The sequence below is a fragment of the Candidatus Pantoea rara genome (assembly GCF_051136265.1).
Classification (GTDB): Bacteria; Pseudomonadota; Gammaproteobacteria; order Enterobacterales; family Enterobacteriaceae; genus Pantoea; species Pantoea rara.
Window position 1 is genome coordinate 3,300,661 of sequence record NZ_CP194942.1, and the last position, 17,400, is coordinate 3,318,060.

Annotated in this window: 16 protein-coding genes; 3 read left to right on the forward strand and 13 right to left on the reverse strand. The window is 54.8% G+C overall.

The genetic code is table 11. The annotated features are described in order from the left end of the window. Positions 1-10 precede the first annotated feature (10 nt). On the reverse strand, positions 11-1,051 hold the full coding sequence (locus ACR8BF_RS15755; protein WP_179897676.1) for a GMP reductase: 1,041 nt from the start codon (positions 1,049-1,051) through the stop codon (positions 11-13). A 233-nt stretch (positions 1,052-1,284) separates the two neighbouring features. Here ACR8BF_RS15755 and coaE point away from each other — a divergent pair, with 233 nt between their 5' ends. From coaE to yacG, 3 genes are read left to right on the forward strand one after another with little or no spacing between them, the layout of a single operon-like run. Further along, positions 1,285-1,893, forward strand: a complete 609-nt coding sequence (gene coaE / locus ACR8BF_RS15760; RefSeq protein WP_179897674.1) for a dephospho-CoA kinase — start codon at positions 1,285-1,287, stop codon at positions 1,891-1,893. Positions 1,894-1,897: 4 nt separating this feature from the next. Next, positions 1,898-2,641, forward strand: a complete 744-nt coding sequence (zapD, locus tag ACR8BF_RS15765; RefSeq protein WP_179897672.1) for a cell division protein ZapD — start codon at positions 1,898-1,900, stop codon at positions 2,639-2,641. 8 nt (positions 2,642-2,649) lie between these two features. After that, complete coding sequence (gene yacG / locus ACR8BF_RS15770) at positions 2,650-2,847, forward strand: DNA gyrase inhibitor YacG (RefSeq protein WP_136196541.1); 198 nt, start codon at positions 2,650-2,652, stop codon at positions 2,845-2,847. Between the two features lie 30 nt (positions 2,848-2,877). Here yacG and mutT read toward each other — a convergent pair whose 3' ends face one another. The 12 genes from mutT to murD all read right to left on the reverse strand — a co-directional run bounded on the left by mutT (position 2,878) and on the right by murD (position 17,399). Next, positions 2,878-3,273, reverse strand: coding sequence for an 8-oxo-dGTP diphosphatase MutT (gene mutT / locus ACR8BF_RS15775; RefSeq protein WP_179897670.1), 396 nt, complete (start codon positions 3,271-3,273; stop codon positions 2,878-2,880). 154 nt (positions 3,274-3,427) lie between these two features. After that, positions 3,428-6,133 (reverse strand): preprotein translocase subunit SecA, encoded by a 2,706-nt coding sequence (gene secA, locus ACR8BF_RS15780; RefSeq protein ID WP_292985493.1) that lies wholly within the window; start codon positions 6,131-6,133, stop codon positions 3,428-3,430. Between the two features lie 74 nt (positions 6,134-6,207). Next, complete coding sequence (gene secM / locus ACR8BF_RS15785; protein WP_313697536.1) at positions 6,208-6,714, reverse strand: secA translation cis-regulator SecM; 507 nt, start codon at positions 6,712-6,714, stop codon at positions 6,208-6,210. 301 nt (positions 6,715-7,015) lie between these two features. Then, positions 7,016-7,933, reverse strand: a complete 918-nt coding sequence (lpxC, locus tag ACR8BF_RS15790; protein WP_013356769.1) for a UDP-3-O-acyl-N-acetylglucosamine deacetylase — start codon at positions 7,931-7,933, stop codon at positions 7,016-7,018. 101 nt (positions 7,934-8,034) lie between these two features. Next, on the reverse strand, positions 8,035-9,189 hold the full coding sequence (ftsZ, locus tag ACR8BF_RS15795; RefSeq protein WP_003854738.1) for a cell division protein FtsZ: 1,155 nt from the start codon (positions 9,187-9,189) through the stop codon (positions 8,035-8,037). Positions 9,190-9,260: 71 nt separating this feature from the next. Then, positions 9,261-10,517 carry a cell division protein FtsA gene (gene ftsA / locus ACR8BF_RS15800; RefSeq protein WP_003854739.1) on the reverse strand — a complete coding sequence of 419 codons (1,257 nt, stop codon included), beginning with the start codon at positions 10,515-10,517 and terminating at the stop codon, positions 9,261-9,263. After that, complete coding sequence (gene ftsQ, locus ACR8BF_RS15805; protein ID WP_003854740.1) at positions 10,514-11,353, reverse strand: cell division protein FtsQ; 840 nt, start codon at positions 11,351-11,353, stop codon at positions 10,514-10,516. The genes ftsA and ftsQ overlap by 4 nt, the downstream gene beginning before the upstream one ends. Position 11,354: 1 nt before the next feature. Next, positions 11,355-12,275, reverse strand: coding sequence for a D-alanine--D-alanine ligase (locus ACR8BF_RS15810; protein WP_434745256.1), 921 nt, complete (start codon positions 12,273-12,275; stop codon positions 11,355-11,357). Beyond that, positions 12,265-13,743 (reverse strand): UDP-N-acetylmuramate--L-alanine ligase, encoded by a 1,479-nt coding sequence (gene murC / locus ACR8BF_RS15815; protein ID WP_136196535.1) that lies wholly within the window; start codon positions 13,741-13,743, stop codon positions 12,265-12,267. Before murC ends, ACR8BF_RS15810 begins: the two co-directional genes overlap by 11 nt. Positions 13,744-13,813: 70 nt before the next feature. After that, positions 13,814-14,872, reverse strand: coding sequence for an undecaprenyldiphospho-muramoylpentapeptide beta-N-acetylglucosaminyltransferase (gene murG / locus ACR8BF_RS15820; protein WP_434745257.1), 1,059 nt, complete (start codon positions 14,870-14,872; stop codon positions 13,814-13,816). Continuing rightward, complete coding sequence (gene ftsW / locus ACR8BF_RS15825) at positions 14,869-16,083, reverse strand: cell division protein FtsW (protein ID WP_179897660.1); 1,215 nt, start codon at positions 16,081-16,083, stop codon at positions 14,869-14,871. The genes murG and ftsW overlap by 4 nt, the downstream gene beginning before the upstream one ends. After that, positions 16,083-17,399: a UDP-N-acetylmuramoyl-L-alanine--D-glutamate ligase gene (gene murD / locus ACR8BF_RS15830; protein WP_434745258.1), complete on the reverse strand. Its 1,317-nt coding sequence runs from the start codon at positions 17,397-17,399 to the stop codon at positions 16,083-16,085. The genes ftsW and murD overlap by 1 nt, the downstream gene beginning before the upstream one ends. Position 17,400: the final 1 nt, after the last annotated feature.

Here is a 17,400-nt window from a genome sequence, read left to right on the forward strand (position 1 = left end):
CCCCACATGACTATCGGTTGAAAACACGGTTCTCCTGCTCGTTAACCCGGATAAAGGTCGTGCGCTTGGTCAGCTCTTTCAGTCGCTCTGCCCCTACGTAAGTACAGGCAGATCGCAGCCCACCCAGAATATCGCGCGCGGTGTCAGCAACCGGACCCCGCAATGGCAGTTTCACCGTTTTACCTTCTGCGGCACGATATTGGGCAACACCACCGACGTGACGCTTCATCGCTGATTCGGAACTCATGCCGTAAAAGAGCATAAAACTTTCGCCATTCTCTTCAACGACCTGCCCTTCACACTCATCATGCGCCGCCAGCATGCCACCGAGCATCACAAAGTCTGCGCCGCCGCCAAAGGCTTTGGCGATATCGCCCGGCACAGAACAGCCACCATCGCTGACAATCTGTCCGCTTAAGCCATGCGCAGCATCGGCACACTCAATGACGGCAGAAAGTTGCGGATAACCTACGCCGGTTTTTACACGGGTTGTGCAGACCGATCCCGGACCAATGCCGACTTTGACGATATCCGCACCGGAGAGGATCAGTTCTTCCACCATTTCGCCGGTGACCACGTTACCGGCACAGATGGTTTTAGCCGGGAAGGTTTCACGCGCGCGCTGCAGAAAATCGACGAAATGCTGTGAATAACCGTTGGCAACGTCGATACAGATAAACTGCAAATCGTCTGACAGGGCCATAATCGCGACCAGTTTATTAAGATCGGCCTCTGAGGTGCCGGTTGAAACCATCACATGTTTCAGTACCGATGCAGGTATCCGCTGAATAAACGCGCGCCAGTCATCTACGCTGTAATGCTTGTGGACGGCCGTGAGGATATTGAAGCTGGCGAGCGCCTCGGCCATCGAAAATGTGCCGACGGTATCCATGTTGGCGGCGATGATGGGTACGCCGCTCCAGCTCAGGCCCGAGTGTCTGAAGGTAAAGCTGCGTTCCAGCTCAACCTGTGAGCGACTTTGCAGCGTGGAGCGTTTGGGGCGGATTAATACATCTTTAAAGCCCAGTTTCAGATCTTCTTCAATACGCATAAACAGTGTCCTGGTAAGTGGCAACGAATCGTCGTTCACGAAGTAAGCACAGCTCCAGTGGCGTTATGATACGCGCCTCTCGCTGCACGACAAGACTGCGAATTTCACTTTATTTACGCTACAATCCTTTAAATTTAGTTGTGCTTTATCGGTGTGATCTGACGCGCATTTTTGCGTTTTTTAACCAGATCATTACCCTGAACTCATGCCAAAAAAGAAGTCAGGTGAGAAACATGCCCTATATCGTCGCGCTTACAGGGGGAATCGGCAGTGGAAAGAGTACGATTGCCCAGGCATTCGCTGCATCTGGCGTGGAAATTATTGATGCTGACCTGATCGCCCGTGAAGTTGTTGAACCAGGCACGCCCGCTTTGCAAGCCATTCAGGCGCGCTATGGTGCGTCTATAGTGACAAAACAGGGGATACTTGATCGTGCCCGACTTCGCGACATTATTTTCCAGCAGCCGGAAGAGAAAAGCTGGCTAAACGCGCTGCTCCATCCGCTGATAAACGCCCGGACACGACAACTGATCGCCCAGGCCACCTCACCTTATGTGCTCTGGGTGGTGCCATTACTGGTGGAAAATCAGTTACAGCACCAGGCTGATCGGGTACTGGTGGTGGATGTCGATGAGGCAACGCAGTTAGCGCGGACTCAGCAGCGTGACCATCTTTCCACCGATCAGGCGAAACGTATTCTTGCCGCACAGGCTACGCGCCAGCAGCGCCTCGCCTGTGCCGATGATATTATTGATAACAGTGGTGAGCCCGACGACGCCTTGCCACAGGTTGCCGAACTCCATCAGCGCTATCTCAGGCTGGCGGCAACGAAACAGGATTAATACCATGAGCACACCCGTTCTGTTTGAACACCCACTGAATGAAAAAATGCGAACCTGGTTACGGGTTGAGTTTTTGATTAATCAGTTAGATGAAACGACTCCACTGGATAAAACCGTTAATGCGCTGACCTTTTTTCGCCTGATTGGCGAGTTGCTCGATATTTTCGAGCGCGGCGATATGCGGACAGAACTGTTAAAAGAGCTGGAGCGTCAGCAGCAAAAGTTACGCGCCTGGGCTGATGTGCCCGGTGTCGACATGACGCTGGTGGATGCCCTGCGTGATAAACTCAAAATTCAGTCAACGCAGTTAATGAATGCGCCGCGTATGGGCCAGCAACTCCGCGAGGATCGTCTGATTGCTTTGGTGCGCCAGCGGCTGAGCATCCCTGGCGGCTGCTGCAGCTTTGATTTACCGGGCCTGCACATCTGGCTTCACCTGCCGCAGGAAACACGTGATGCGCAGGTCGAGGCCTGGATGTATACGCTGGAGCCAATGCATCATGCGCTGGCGATGATACTGGATTTGATCCGCCAGTCCGGCGCGTTCCACATGCAGACCAGTCTCAATGGTTTTTATCAGGATAATGCCGAGGGTGCCGATCTGCTGCGACTACAGCTGTCGCTGGACGATGCGCTCTATCCACAGGTGTCCGGACATAAAAGCCGCTACGCCATTCGTTTTATGCCACTTGATAGTGAGCGCGGTGAAGTTCCGGCCCGCCTTAACTTCCAACTGGCCTGTTGTTAGAGGTAAACATGCAGCAAGAAGTGATGACCGTTTCCTGTCCCCAGTGCGGCAAAGATGTGATCTGGGATGAGCTCAGCCCGTGGCGCCCCTTTTGCAGCAAGCGCTGTCAGCTTATCGATTTAGGTGAGTGGGCTGCAGAAGAGAAACGTATTCCCAGCAGCGACGATATGAATGACAGTGACAACTGGAGTGAAGAAGATCGTTGATAGCAGGATGGGGCACGCTGCCCCATCCGCTCAGAGTTCGCCAGCGATCAGACGCGCAATCAGCTGATGATTTGCGGGCGGAAACTCTTCTGCCACCAGCGAATGCTGATCAACCCAGCGCTGCGGCTGACCCTCTTTGCCCCAGGGTTCTCCTTTCCACCCTTCAACCAGAAAGAAGTGCAGCGTCACGCGCAGATCGTCATAACTGTGGTCTGCATGACCAATCGGGCGAGCCTCGGTGACGTCAATGCCGGTCTCTTCGTGTAGCTCCCTTATCAGTCCCTGTTCGGCGCTTTCGCCCGCTTCGATCTTACCGCCAGGAAACTCCCACTTATTCGCCATGTAAGAGGTCGCCGCGCGCTGGGCAAGGAAAATTTGTTTATTGGCATTGCGAATGATGCCAACTGCAACCTGCAGGTGCTTCATGGAAACTATCCGGTAGTAATAAGTGAATGAAGGCTGATTTTAGAGCATGCGGTCGCGGAAGTTAACCGCTTTAGCTCAGCGCTGGTGCACACACTGCGCTGGCCAGAACCATAAAAAAAGGAGCCTGCGGCTCCTTTTTTATCTGCATTCAGTCTCAGGCGATGCGGCCATGACACTGCTTAAACTTTTTACCGGAACCACATGGGCAGGGATCGTTGCGGCCCACTTTGCGTTCGCCACTCTGCTCCGACACAGGCTCTTCTGCCAGCAGATCTTCTTCTACATGGCTTAGTTGCTGTTGCTGTGCCAGACGTTCAGCTTCTTCACGACGCTGTTGCTCCATCGCTTCAACTTCTTCAGGCATACGCACCTGCACCTTGCTCAGCGTACTGATCACTTCATATTTCAGTGATTCAAGCATCGCAGCGAACATGGCGAAGGATTCACGCTTGTACTCCTGCTTCGGATCTTTCTGCGCATAGCCGCGCAGATGGATGCCCTGACGCAGATAGTCCATCGCTGCCAGATGCTCTTTCCACAACGAATCCAGCGTCTGCAACATCACGCCTTTTTCGAAGTTGCGCATCATTTCCGCGCCAACGATCTCTTCTTTCTCTGCATAGCTTTCCATGGCATGAGTCATGATGCGCTCTCGCAGCACTTCTTCATGCAGGTCAGGCTCTTTATCCAGCCACTCTGCTATCGGCAGGTTCAGATCGAAGTCAGTACGCAGACGCTCTTCCAGGCCTGGCACGTCCCACATTTCTTCCAGCGACTGTGGCGGAATGTAGGTATCGATGGTGGCTTTGTAGACATCGTGGCGAATGCTGTTGATGGTTTCGCTAACGTCAGACACATCCAGCAGCTCATTACGCTGACTGTAGATGGCGCGACGCTGGTCATTAGCCACATCATCATACTCCAGCAGTTGCTTACGAATATCGAAGTTACGGCTTTCAACTTTACGCTGAGCGTTGGCAATCGCTTTCGTCACCCACGGATGCTCAATCGCTTCACCTGGCTTCATGCCCAGTTTGCGCATCATATTCGACACGCGGTCTGAGGCGAAAATACGCATCAGCGCATCTTCCATCGACAGGTAGAAGCGTGAAGAACCGGCATCACCCTGACGGCCTGCACGACCACGCAGCTGGTTATCGATTCGACGGGATTCGTGACGCTCAGTACCCACGATGTGCAAACCCCCTGACGCCAGAACCGCATCATGACGAATCTGCCAGGCCGCTTTAATCTCCTGGATTTGCGCTTCAGTCGGCTCCTCCAGCTCTTCCACTTCAGCATGCCAGCTACCACCCAGCATAATGTCCGTACCACGTCCTGCCATGTTGGTCGCGATAGTGACCGCGCCTGGCTGACCAGCCTGCGCAACGATATCCGCTTCGCGGGCATGGAATTTGGCGTTCAGGACGTTATGTTTAATACCGGCTCGGGTCAGTTCGTTAGAAACCACTTCTGATTTTTCAATCGAGATGGTCCCCACCAGCACCGGCTGGCCATTGGCTGTGCGCTCGCGGATATCTTCGATAATCGCATCGATCTTCTCTTTCTCAGTCATGTAGACCAGGTCAGCCAGATCTTTACGCACCATTGGACGGTTAGTCGGCACGACAATGGTATCGAGCTTGTAAATGGAGCTGAATTCGAACGCTTCGGTATCCGCAGTACCGGTCATACCGGCCAGCTTCTCGTAAATACGGAAGTAGTTCTGGAAGGTGATAGAGGCCAGCGTCTGGTTCTCATTCTGAATCTCTACGCCTTCTTTGGCTTCAATCGCCTGATGCAGGCCATCTGACCAGCGACGCCCCTGCATGGTACGGCCGGTGTGTTCATCAACGATCACAACTTCGCCATCTTTAACGATGTAATCAACATCGCGGGTAAAGAGTGCGTGCGCACGCAGTGCTGCAGTGACGTGGTGCATCAGCATGATGTTGGTCGGTGAGTAGAGTGACTCGCCCGCTTCCATAATGCCCTGGCTGACCAGGAGCTCTTCCACTTTTACCAGACCGCGCTCAGACATGTGCGCCTGACGCGCTTTCTCATCGATCCAGAAGTCACCTTCGCCCTGATGGGTTTCAGTATCTTCTTTATCCTGGCGAACCAGATGAGGAATGATCTTGTTAACTTTGGTGTAGAGATCAGAACTGTCTTCTGCCGGACCGGAGATGATTAAAGGCGTACGCGCTTCATCGATCAGGATGGAGTCGACCTCATCCACCAGCGCATAATGAAGTTTACGCTGTACGCGCTCTTCCGGGCTGAAAGCCATGTTATCGCGCAGGTAGTCGAAGCCATATTCGTTGTTGGTACCGTAGGTGATGTCTGCTGCGTAGGCTTCACGCTTCGCCACAGCCGGCAGGCCCGACATGTTGATACCAATGCTTAAACCCAGGAACTCAAACAGTGGACGGTTATTTTCCGCATCACGCTGTGCCAGATAGTCGTTGACGGTAACCACGTGAACGCCTTTGCCGGACAGCGCATTCAGGTAGGCTGGCAGCGTTGCGGTCAGTGTTTTACCTTCACCGGTACGCATCTCAGCAATGCAACGGTCGTTCAGCACCATGCCACCGATCAGCTGCACGTCGAAGTGACGCATTCCGAACACACGTTTACTCGCCTCACGCACGGTCGCGAACGCTTCCGGGATCAGACTTTCCAGCGTTTCACCTTTTTTCAGGCGCTCGCGGAACAGGTCGGTTTTAGCTTTCAGTTCATCGTCAGTGAGCTTCTCAAAATCGGGCTCCATCTTATTGATGACGTCCACCACTTTGCGCATACGACGCAGCGTACGATCGTTACTGCTACCAAAAACCTTGGTTAATATTTTGCTAAACATAATAAATATATTCTCAATTCAGCCGGGGCATTCCGGGCTGCGAAATCTAAAAAGAGTGAGTAGAACCAATACTATTAGCAGAACAATCGGGTGGGTCCGGCGCGAATGCCATGCACGCGGGCATGCCATTCTACCCATGAGCGGGTAACGACCATGAAGAGAGGCGGTGTTGTCATCTGCTGCGAAGAGGTATGTTGCGCAGAATGTGATGTCAGTAAATTATGCAGCGAGTCGATCAGCGCCAGCTTTTGGGCCGCCAGCGGTAACTGTTGTTGCTCCGCCTGCGCCTGGGGCGACAACGTGAAAGAGAGGTGACGAATAACGGTGCGGATGGCGTGCTGATGCCAGTAATCCACGCTGAAGCTCGGGCGTCGGGATGCTTCCTGAAGCCGGATTAAGTGATCAAAGCGTGTGGCATTGCCAAGAAAGAGGCTGCTGGCTGGCGATTCAGACGACGCGTTGAGTTCAGAGCTTTGCGCACAGGCCGGCAGGCCAAAGCTGGCCGCTACCATCCCTAACAGGAGATGAGGCCAGAAGTAGCGTCTACCTAATTGTCGCCAGCGCAGAAGAATCCCGATCACAACCTTTCCATCGCGCACGCTCTGTTGCGCTTTTGTTTTCGTGTACCCGCCGCGAGCCGCAACGGATTTCGGCCTGTAAAAGCGCCACAGATAGTAACATTAATGTGGGGCATCCACACCTGGGATTAAAGTGGCGGCGTGAGAAAAGGTGTGTGATTGTTCAGCAATTCAGCAGAACAGACAATGCGTTGCGAGCGAGGTTGCAGTCTTTAGGCGTGTTACTGGAGGCAATAAAAAAACGGCTGGTGCCGCTGACCGGAGAGGGTGTCAGCATAACCAGCCGTTTCACGTTCTGGGGTAGTTAAGCCAGAACCAGATTCGGTGCTTTGAATGCCACTGGCAGTTCAGCTTCGTCTTCGAAGGTTGCCCATTCCCAGGCTTCCTGCTTCGCCAGAACCGCTTGCAGCAGCTTGTTGTTCAGTGCATGGCCTGATTTGAACGCAGTAAATGCGCCAATGATGTTATGACCACACATAAACAAGTCGCCAATCGCGTCCAGCATTTTGTGACGGACAAACTCGTCTTCAAAACGCAGACCTTCTTCATTCAGTACGCGGAAATCATCCAGGCCGATCGCACAATCTAAACTACCGCCCAGGCACAGGCCTTTAGACTGCAGATATTCGATTTCACGCATAAAGCCAAATGTACGCGCCCGGCTGATTTGACGAACAAACGCGTCAGCAGAGAAGTTCATCGCATAGCGCTGTGAACTGGAATCGATAGCCGGGTGTTTGAAGTCAATGGTGAAATCAAGCGAGAAACCGTTATACGGTTTGATCTCAGCCCATTTGTCACCCTCTTCCACACGCACGGTCTGCTTAACACGCACAAATTTCTTCGCGCTGTTGAGCTGCTCGATACCGGCATCCATCAGCAAATAGATAAACGGTGCTGCGCTACCATCCATGATCGGGATTTCTGGCGCATCAACTTCAACAATAATGTTGTCAATACCCAGACCCGCCAGGGCGGCATTGAGGTGTTCAACCGTTGAAATACGCACGCCTTCATCATTCACCAGGCAGGTACTTAGCATGGTGTCGCGCACGTATTTTGCATCAGCCGGAAAATCTACCGGTGGATTCAAGTCGGTGCGACGATAGATGACCCCGGTATTAGCCGACGCAGGGCGTAATGTCAGCGTGACTTTTTTGCCGGTATGTAAACCGACACCAGTCGCCTGAACAATACGTTTTAATGTCCTTTGTTTGATCATCGCATTATCTCGCAGTATCACCTTTCCGACCGCCAGTATACTTTACCAGCGGACAGACACTTTAGCACAAAGAGCGGACAATCCCAATTATAGGGTTAATCCTAGTCGGCCTGCTTGCGTAAAAAGGCCGGAATATCAAGATAGTCAGGCTCTTTGTTCGACTGCGCAGCCTGGTCGTTAACGACTTTGGCAGCAGGTTTCTGCTCTTGCGGCAGCGGTGACATACCGTGCTGCTGGTAGCGATGATCCATCACTGGCTGACTGGCTGGTTTGTTGGTGACCAGCGTGATTTCCGGACGCTTGTCCATGCCGATACCGGTTGCTACCACAGTAACGCGCAGTTCGTCATTCATTTCCGGATCCAGCGAGGTCCCGATAACCACAGTCGCGTTGTCAGAAGCGAAAGCGCGGATAGTGTTACCCACGGTCTCAAATTCATCCAGACGCAGATCGAAGCCCGCAGTAATGTTGACCAGCACGCCACGCGCGCCTGACAGGTCGATATCTTCCAGCAGTGGGCTGGAGATCGCCATTTCAGCCGCTTCTTCCGCACGATCTTCACCGCACGCAACGCCTGAACCCATCATTGCATAGCCCATTTCGGACATCACAGTACGCACGTCAGCAAAGTCGACGTTCATCAGGCCCGGACGGGTGATCAGCTCGGCGATACCCTGAACGGCGCCTTTCAGCACGTCGTTAGCAGCACCAAATGCATCCAGCAGGGAGATACCACGGCCCAGCACTTTCAGCAGCTTGTCGTTTGGAATAGTGATCAGTGAATCGACATGCTTAGAGAGTTCAGCGATCCCCTGCTCGGCAAACGCCATGCGCTTTTTGCCTTCGAAGTTGAACGGCTTGGTGACAACCGCCACCGTCAGGATACCAAGATCCTTGGCCACTTCAGCGACCACAGGTGCTGCACCGGTACCGGTACCGCCGCCCATGCCTGCTGCGATGAAGACCATGTCTGCCCCTTCCAGCGCAGCCCGCAGTGCTTCGCGATCTTCTTCTGCAGAGTTACGGCCTACTTCCGGATTCGCACCCGCACCCAGACCTTTGGTAATGTTATTACCGATCTGAATGGTCTGGCCGACAGCTGTTTTACGCAGCGCTTGCGCGTCGGTATTCACAGCAAAGAATTCCACACCTTCGATACGTTCGCGTACCATGTGCTCTACGGCGTTACCGCCGCCGCCACCGACGCCGATGACTTTAATCACCGCGTCGTTGGTTAATTCCATAGGTTCAAACATGATTTCTCTCCGTTATGTGCCTGTCGCCTGGAGATCACTAAAGAAAACAGCATGATCCCCTTTCACAAAAATTAAAACTCTTTTTTTAACCAACTGTTAATACGCTTGAACCAGTTACCTACTGAAACCCGTTTTTCGGTCTCTGCATCACCGTTCATGTGCGACTCTTTGCCGTAATGCAACAGTCCCACGGCAGTGGAGTAGTACGATTCCTGCGCATAGTCAGTCAGGCCGGTAATATTCAGCGGCTGTCCGATACGCACCTGCGTATGGAATACGCGTTGCGCACAGGCCGCCAGTCCTTCGATTTGCGCTGCACCACCCGTCAGGACGATACCTGCGGCTAAATGATGCTTTACGCCCTGCTGACGCAGTTGTTCCTGTAACTGCAGAATCTCGTCATTGACCAGATTCAAAAGTTCGGTGTAACGTGGCTCGATCACTTCAGCCAGCGTCTGACGCTGCAGGCTGCGCGGAGGACGTCCACCCACGCTTGGCACCTCAACGTTCTCATCTTTGCCGACAATCGAGCCCAGCGCGCAACCATGGCGTACTTTGATCGCCTCAGCATCCGTTGGCGGTGTGCCAAACGCATAGGCGATATCGCTGGTGACAACGTTACCTGCATACGGAATCACCTTAGTGTGCCGTAAAGCGCCGCCGGTATATACGGCTATGTCCATTGTACCGCCACCAATATCGACAACACACACGCCCAGCTCACGTTCGTCTTCAGTCAACACGGCAAAACTGGAGGCGAGCCCGGCAAAAATCAGCTGATCCACTTTCAGTCCGCAACGCTCAACCGCTTTAACGATGTTCTTCGCCATATCGTTGTGGCAGGTAATGAGGTGCACTTTCGCCTGCATACGCACGCCGGAAAGCCCGACCGGATTTTTAATCCCTTCCTGATAGTCGATGGCATACTCCTGAGGAATCACGTGCAGGATGCGATGCTCGTCACGTACTCTCACCGATTTGGCGGTATGCACGACGTTCTCTACATCATCCTGAGTCACTTCCTCTTCGGAAATCGGAACCATCCCGATTTCGTTCTGACAACTGATATGTTTGCCCGATAAAGCAAGGTAGACAGAGGAGATCTGGCAGTCTGCCATCAACTCAGCCTGATCGATGGCGCGCTGAACGCATTTCACCACCGACTCAAGGTCGTTTACGCCACCTTTATCCATACCGCGGGAAGGACAACTGCCCACCCCAATAATATTGACCATACCATCGGGCAGAATTTCCCCAACCAGGGCGGCAACCTTCGCAGTGCCGATTTCGAGTCCAACTACCAGTTTTCTGTCCGTTGCCTTGATCATTGTTGTTTAGCCTGTGCCTGGTTCTGTTGCTGATTACTGTCCTGTGGCTCCATCACGACCGGCGTCCAGCCAACAGAAGCGCCAGAGTCATATCGCAAATCCACGTAGCTGATACGTTTGCTCTCATTCTGACCTTGCTGCTGCAGCACCGGGTAGAGCTCAATAAAGCGATTCAGTCGTTTCATGGTGTCGCTGCGTCCCAGTTCGATACGTACATCATCGCTGGTGACCAGCTGCCATGAACGACGCGCCGTCATCGACGCCACCTTCAGGGTAAACTTCCGGGCCTTCAGCACATCATCCATGCTGTGATAGCCCGCAAGGACCTCTTTCTCACTCCCTTCAGGCCCGTACAACATCGGCAGTGTCTCTTTGCCGACATGACTGGCGGGTACGCTGAAGGCGTTACCTTCAGCGTCCACCATATGCAAATCGTTCCAGCGCGCCACCGGCGTATATTCCACCAGATGGATTTTCAGTTCGTCCGGCCACTGCTTACGCACGCTGACCTGCTTAATCCACGGCAGCCGCTCAATCTGCTGCTGCAGAATGTCCACGTTCTGAGACATAAATGTCCCCGGCGGACCCAGCGACAAAATCGCCTGACGAATATCGTCATGGGTGGTGTAGTGCGTCTGTCCTGTCACCACCAGCTTTGACAGTGGCAGCCGGGATGCATCGTTCATCCATTTCAGCACCACCAGTCCGCCAGCAACCATAATCCCGATAACGATCAGCAGGAAAAAAATGCCGAACAATCGGGCACCGTTACTGCGCCCGGTGCGAATACGCTCCTGCGGTTCACGGTTTCGAACTCTCATCGCCGCCTGTGACATATCAGACGGCCAGCTCCAGAATATGGGCGACCAACTGCGGGAAACTCATGCCCGCCTGTTTCGCTGCCATAGGAACCAGGCTGTGACTGGTCATGCCCGGCGAGGTGTTGGCTTCCAGTAACTGAAAGCGCCCTTCCCCGTCGGTCATCACATCAACCCGTCCCCAGCCACGACAGCCCAGTGCACGCCAGGCGGCCAGCACCAGCTGCTGTAATTCAGCTTCACGCTCAGCGCTTAAGTCGGCCGGACAGAGGTACTGAGTATCGTCAGAAATGTATTTAGCTTCATAGTCATAGAACTCGCTGGCGCTCTTTATTTCAATTGAGGGCAGAATACGATCGCCCACAATCGCGACGGTGTACTCTGCGCCACTGAGAAACGCCTCGACCAGTACGTCAATGTCAAACTTAAACGCCGTTTCCAGTGCCGCTGGCAGCGCGCTCAGATCGTTAACCCGGCTGATGCCTACGCTGGAGCCTTCACAGGCTGGCTTCACAAATAATGGCAGGCCAAGCGCTGCAATCGCCGCGTTGCTCTCCTCATCCAGCCCGGCCTCAAACTGCTGACGCGTCAGCCAGACAAACTTTCCTGACGGTAAACCGCGCCCCTGCCACAGCAGCTTGGTGCGCAACTTATCCATGGTCACCGCCGAGGCCATCACGCCGCTGCCGGTGTAAGGCAGTTGCAGGAACTCCAGCACCGCTTGCATCGTGCCGTCTTCACCGCCCCGGCCATGCAACGCGATAAAGGCTTTGGTGAATCCCTGCTCTTTCAGCGTCATGACGGAGACATCGCGGGTATCGATGCCATACGCATCAATGCCCATTTCCCGTAATCCGGCAATCACTGCCTGACCCGAGTTGAGTGAAACCTCGCGCTCTGCTGAGGTACCGCCCATTAACACTGCCACTTTATCCACCATGACGATCCTCCGCTTTGCGTTCCGGCTGGAGCTTAGTGTCCGCCAGCTTGCGGGCAACCTTGCCGACGTTACCGGCACCCTGTACCAGAATCAGGTCATTACCCGACAGCAGCGGCGCCAGCATCTCCGGCAGTGCATCATGTTCCGGCACCAGGATAGGATCGACCTTGCCCCGGTTACGAATGGCACGGCAGAGCGAACGACTGTCAGCGCCTGGAATCGCGGTCTCACCGGCGGAGTAAACATCCAGCATCAGTAACACATCGACATGCGACAGCACGTTAGCGAAATCATCAAACAGATCGCGGGTACGGCTATAACGGTGCGGCTGGAACACCATCACCAGTTTTTTATCCGGCCAGCCAGCCCGCGCGGCTTTAATCGTCGCGTCCACTTCGGTGGGGTGATGACCGTAATCATCCACCAGCATCGCGGTACCCGGCTGTCCGTTGACCGGTTCTGTCGGAAATTCACCCAGCAGATCAAAGCGACGCCCCGTCCCCTGGAAACTCTCCAGCGCAGCCAGGATAGCATTGTCTTCAATGCCCTCTTCAGTGGCGACAGCGACAGCAGCTGCCGCGTTCAGGGCATTGTGGCGACCCGGTGCGTTCAGCGTAATCTGCAGCGGCGCTTTGTCCTGACGGATCAGGGTGAAATGTCCCTGCGCACCGCTCTGCTCGTAGTTTTCAATACGTAAATCCGCATCATCGCTAAAACCGTATGTGGTGATATGACGGCCCACGCGTGGGATCAGGTCACGAATAACCGCATCATCGACACACATCACCGCACGACCGTAAAACGGCAGGTTGTGCAGGAAGTTAATAAACGTCTGTTTCAGGTTTTCGAAATCGCCCTGATAGGTGTCCATATGGTCAGCTTCGATGTTGGTCACAATCGCCACCATTGGCTGCAGATGCAGGAACGATGCATCGCTCTCATCTGCTTCAGCAATCAGATACCGGCTGTTACCCAGACGGGCATGGGTGCCTGCTGCTTTGACGAGTCCGCCGTTAACGAAGGTCGGATCGAGACCCGCTTCCGCATAAATGCTCGACACCATCGCCGTAGTCGTCGTTTTGCCATGCGTACCCGCGACGGCGATGCCGTGACGGAAACGCATCAGTTCAGCCAGCATCTCCGCACGACGGATCACCGGGATACGCTGTTCGCGTGCCGCGACCAGTTCGGGGTTATCCTGCGAAACGGCGCTGGAAACCACCACCACGCTGGCATCGGTCACGTTTTCGGGGCGATGGTTAAAATAAATGGTGGCACCCAGCGCAATCAGGTTCTGCGTCACCGGGTTAGGGGCCAGATCTGAACCGCTGATATGGTAGCCTTCATTTGCTAACACTTCGGCAATACCGCCCATGCCTGCACCGCCGATGCCGACAAAGTGGATGTGCCGGACGCGACGCATCTCGGGCACGATAGAACGCAGTTTTGCCAATTGTTGTGTATTCATCGATCTCTGTTACCTGCTATTTCAGTTTGTACCCAGTCCGGGTACAGGTCAGACGCGCTGACCGGAATGATTACTTTGCGGCGCGAGCCACTTCCTGAGCGACCCGTTCAGTCGCATCGGGGATCGCCACCTGACGGGCCTGTTCAGCCATCGTCAGCAATGTTGCACGATCCCAGTGGCGTAGCTGATCCGCTACAGCCTCCGCAGTAAATTGCGGCTGCTCAAAAATTCTGGCGGCGCCCGCTTTCTCCAGCGGCAGCGCGTTCCAGTACTGCTGACGATCTTTATGCAGAAACGGCACGAAAATCGCCGGTAAACCGGTAGCAGCGACTTCGCTCACGGTTAATGCGCCGGAGCGGCATACCACTACATCAGCCCAGGCGTAGGCAGCAGCCATATCATCAATAAATTCGGTCACCTTATGCTGCGTCTGACCAACCTGCTGATACGCTTTCTCTGTTTCGGGCAACGCGCCTTTACCGGTCTGATGCCACAGGGTGATCTCATCACCCACCAGCGCCGCAATTTGCGGTAACGTCTGGTTCAGTATCCGTGCGCCCTGACTTCCGCCAATCACCAGCACCCGAATCGGGCCATGACGACCTGCCAGACGTTGCGCGGGTAAAGGCAGTGCCAGAACATCAGTGCGAACCGGATTTCCTACCACGTCGGCGGCAGGAAATGCGCCCGGAAACGCCTGCAAAACTTTGGTGGCGATTTTCGCCAGCCATTTATTGGTCAGACCGGCAATACCGTTCTGCTCATGCAGCACAACCGGAATACCGCAGCTCCAGGCCGCTAAGCCGCCAGGACCGGAAACGTAGCCGCCCATGCCCAGCACGACATCCGGCTTCCACGCTTTCATGATGCGACGCGCCTGACGCCATGCATTGAAGATGCGCAACGGTGCCAGCAGCAACGCTTTCATGCCCTTACCGCGTAGTCCGCTGATGCGGATAAAGTCGATGTCGATGCCATGCTTTGGCACCAGATCGGCTTCCATACGGTCAGCGGTGCCTAACCAGCGAACCTGCCAGCCCTGTTCCATCAGATGATGGGCGACAGCCAGACCGGGAAAGACATGTCCACCGGTTCCGCCTGCCATCACCATCAATCGCTTACCGCTCATCGACCACCTCGGGTAAACGCCTGCGCTTTCGCCAGGCGCGTTTCATAATCTATGCGTAATAAAAAGACGATGGCGGTCGACATAATGATCAGACTCGACCCACCGTAACTAATCAGCGGTAAGGTCAGACCTTTGGTCGGTAACATACCGGCGGCAGCCCCGACGTTAACCAGCGCCTGGAAACTGAACCAGACACCAATAGAACAGGCTAAAAAGCCGGAAAAACGCTGATCCAGTTCCAGAGCACGACGGCCAATCGACATCGCACGAAAAGCGACGAAGAATACCATTAAAAGTGCCATTACCACACCGACGTAGCCGAGTTCTTCCCCGATGATGGCGAAAATAAAGTCGGTATGCGCTTCCGGCAGATATTCCAGCTTTTGCACGGAGTTACCGAGCCCCTGCCCCCAGAATTCACCGCGGCCAAATGCCATCAGTGACTGGGTTAGCTGGTAGCCGCTACCAAAGGGATCTTCCCACGGGTTCCAGAACGACGTCACACGGCGCATACGGTAGGGTTCTGCAATGATCAGCAGAATCACCGCAAAGATACCGGAGCCGATGATGGCCATGAACTGCCACAGCTTGGCGCCCGCCAGGAACAGCATCGCCAGCGTCGTTACGAACAGCACAACTACCGTACCGAGGTCCGGCTGCGCCAGCAGTAACACGGCCAGCACGACCATAACGCCCATCGGCTTACAGAAGCCCCAGAAGTTGTTACGCACCTCTTCAACTTTGCGCACCAGGTAGCTGGCGAGGTAGCAGAACAGGGAAAGTTTTGACAACTCCGCAGGCTGGATACGCAGTGGACCCAGTGCAATCCAGCGCGATGCACCGTTTACCGAGCTACCCACCACCAGAACAATCAGCAGCATCGCCACCGTGACCATCAGCATCACGTTGCTGTAGCGCTGCCAGAAATCCATTGGAACCCGTAGCGTGACCAGCGCCATACCCAGAGCCAGCACGATGTAGAAGGCATCACGCTTGGCGAAGTAGAAGAGATCGTCATTCAGACGCTGACCCACCGGCATTGACGCCGACGTCACCATCACAAAACCAATCACCGCCAGGCCCAGCGTGAGCCATAGCAGTGTGCGGTCATAAAGCACCAGCGAAGAGTCATCACTTTCGCGTGCGCCCATGACCCAATCCTTCAGGCGTCCTGAGAAATATCCCGCCAGTCCGGCACCAGGAATATGCATCAGCTCAGCTCCTTCGCCAGTTGCGCGAACTGCTCACCGCGCTGCTCAAAGTTACGGAACTGGTCAAGGCTGGCGCAGGCCGGCGACAGCAGAACCATATCGCCTGCTTTAACCTGCGGCGCGATCTGCTCCATCGCCTGTCGCATGGTTTCCGTGCGCACGGCGATGTCAGGACGCAGCGCGGCCAGTTCATCGCCATCGCGGCCAAAGCAATACAGACGCAGATTGTCACCCTGCAACCAGGGGATCAGTGGCGTAAAATCGGCTGACTTACCATCACCGCCCATCAGCAGCCACAGTGTTCCCTGAACCTGCAGGCCATTCAGCGCCGCTTCAGTGCTGCCGACGTTGGTGGCTTTGGAGTCATTGATCCAGCGTACGCCCTGATGCTCATGGACCAGCTGGAAGCGATGCGCCAGACCGTTAAAGTGCGTTAAAGCTGCCAGGCTTGAGGCACGTGGCAGACCGACCGCATCGGCCAGCGCCAGCGCCGCCAGCGCGTTGGTATAGTTATGCTGTCCCACCATCTTCATTTCAGCGGTGTTCAGCACTTTCTCGCCCTTCACCCGCAGCCAGATACTGCCCTGCTGCTTGTTGAGATGGTAGTCACCGAAATCGACACCAAAGCTGACACAGCGGGTATCTGCGCCGCGTACCGGCATCGTCAGCGCGTCATCGGCGTTAACGATGCAGATCTGCGCATTCTCATAGACCCGCAGCTTGGCGGCACGATACTGCTGCATACCGAGTGGATAACGATCCATGTGATCTTCGCTGACGTTAAGCACGGTTGCCGCAGCCGCTTTCAGACTGTGCGTCGTCTCAAGCTGGAAACTGGAAAGCTCCAGTACATAAAGTTGCGCCGGTGATTGCAGCAGACTCAGCGCGGGCAGACCAATATTGCCGCCGACACCCACCTGCCAGCCTGCAGCTTTCGCCATCTCACCCACCAGCGTGGTGACGGTGCTTTTACCGTTGGAGCCGGTGATCGCCACGATAGGTGCCTGCGCCTCGCGGCAGAACAGCTCAATGTCACCGACAATTTCAATTCCGGCTTCAACGGCTTCGCTAAGAATCGGATGCGCCAGTGCGACGCCAGGGCTGGCAACAATCAGATCGGCCGCCAGCAGCCAGTCGCCGTTGATGCCGCCCAGGTGGCGTTCAACCTGCCCGGGCAGCTTATCCAGCCCCGGCGGCGAGACACGGGTATCCATTACGCGAGGCGTTACGCCCTGCGCTAAAAAGAAATCAACACAGGAGAGCCCGGTAAGGCCCAGCCCGATGATGACCACTTTTCTACCCCGATAGTCAGCCATG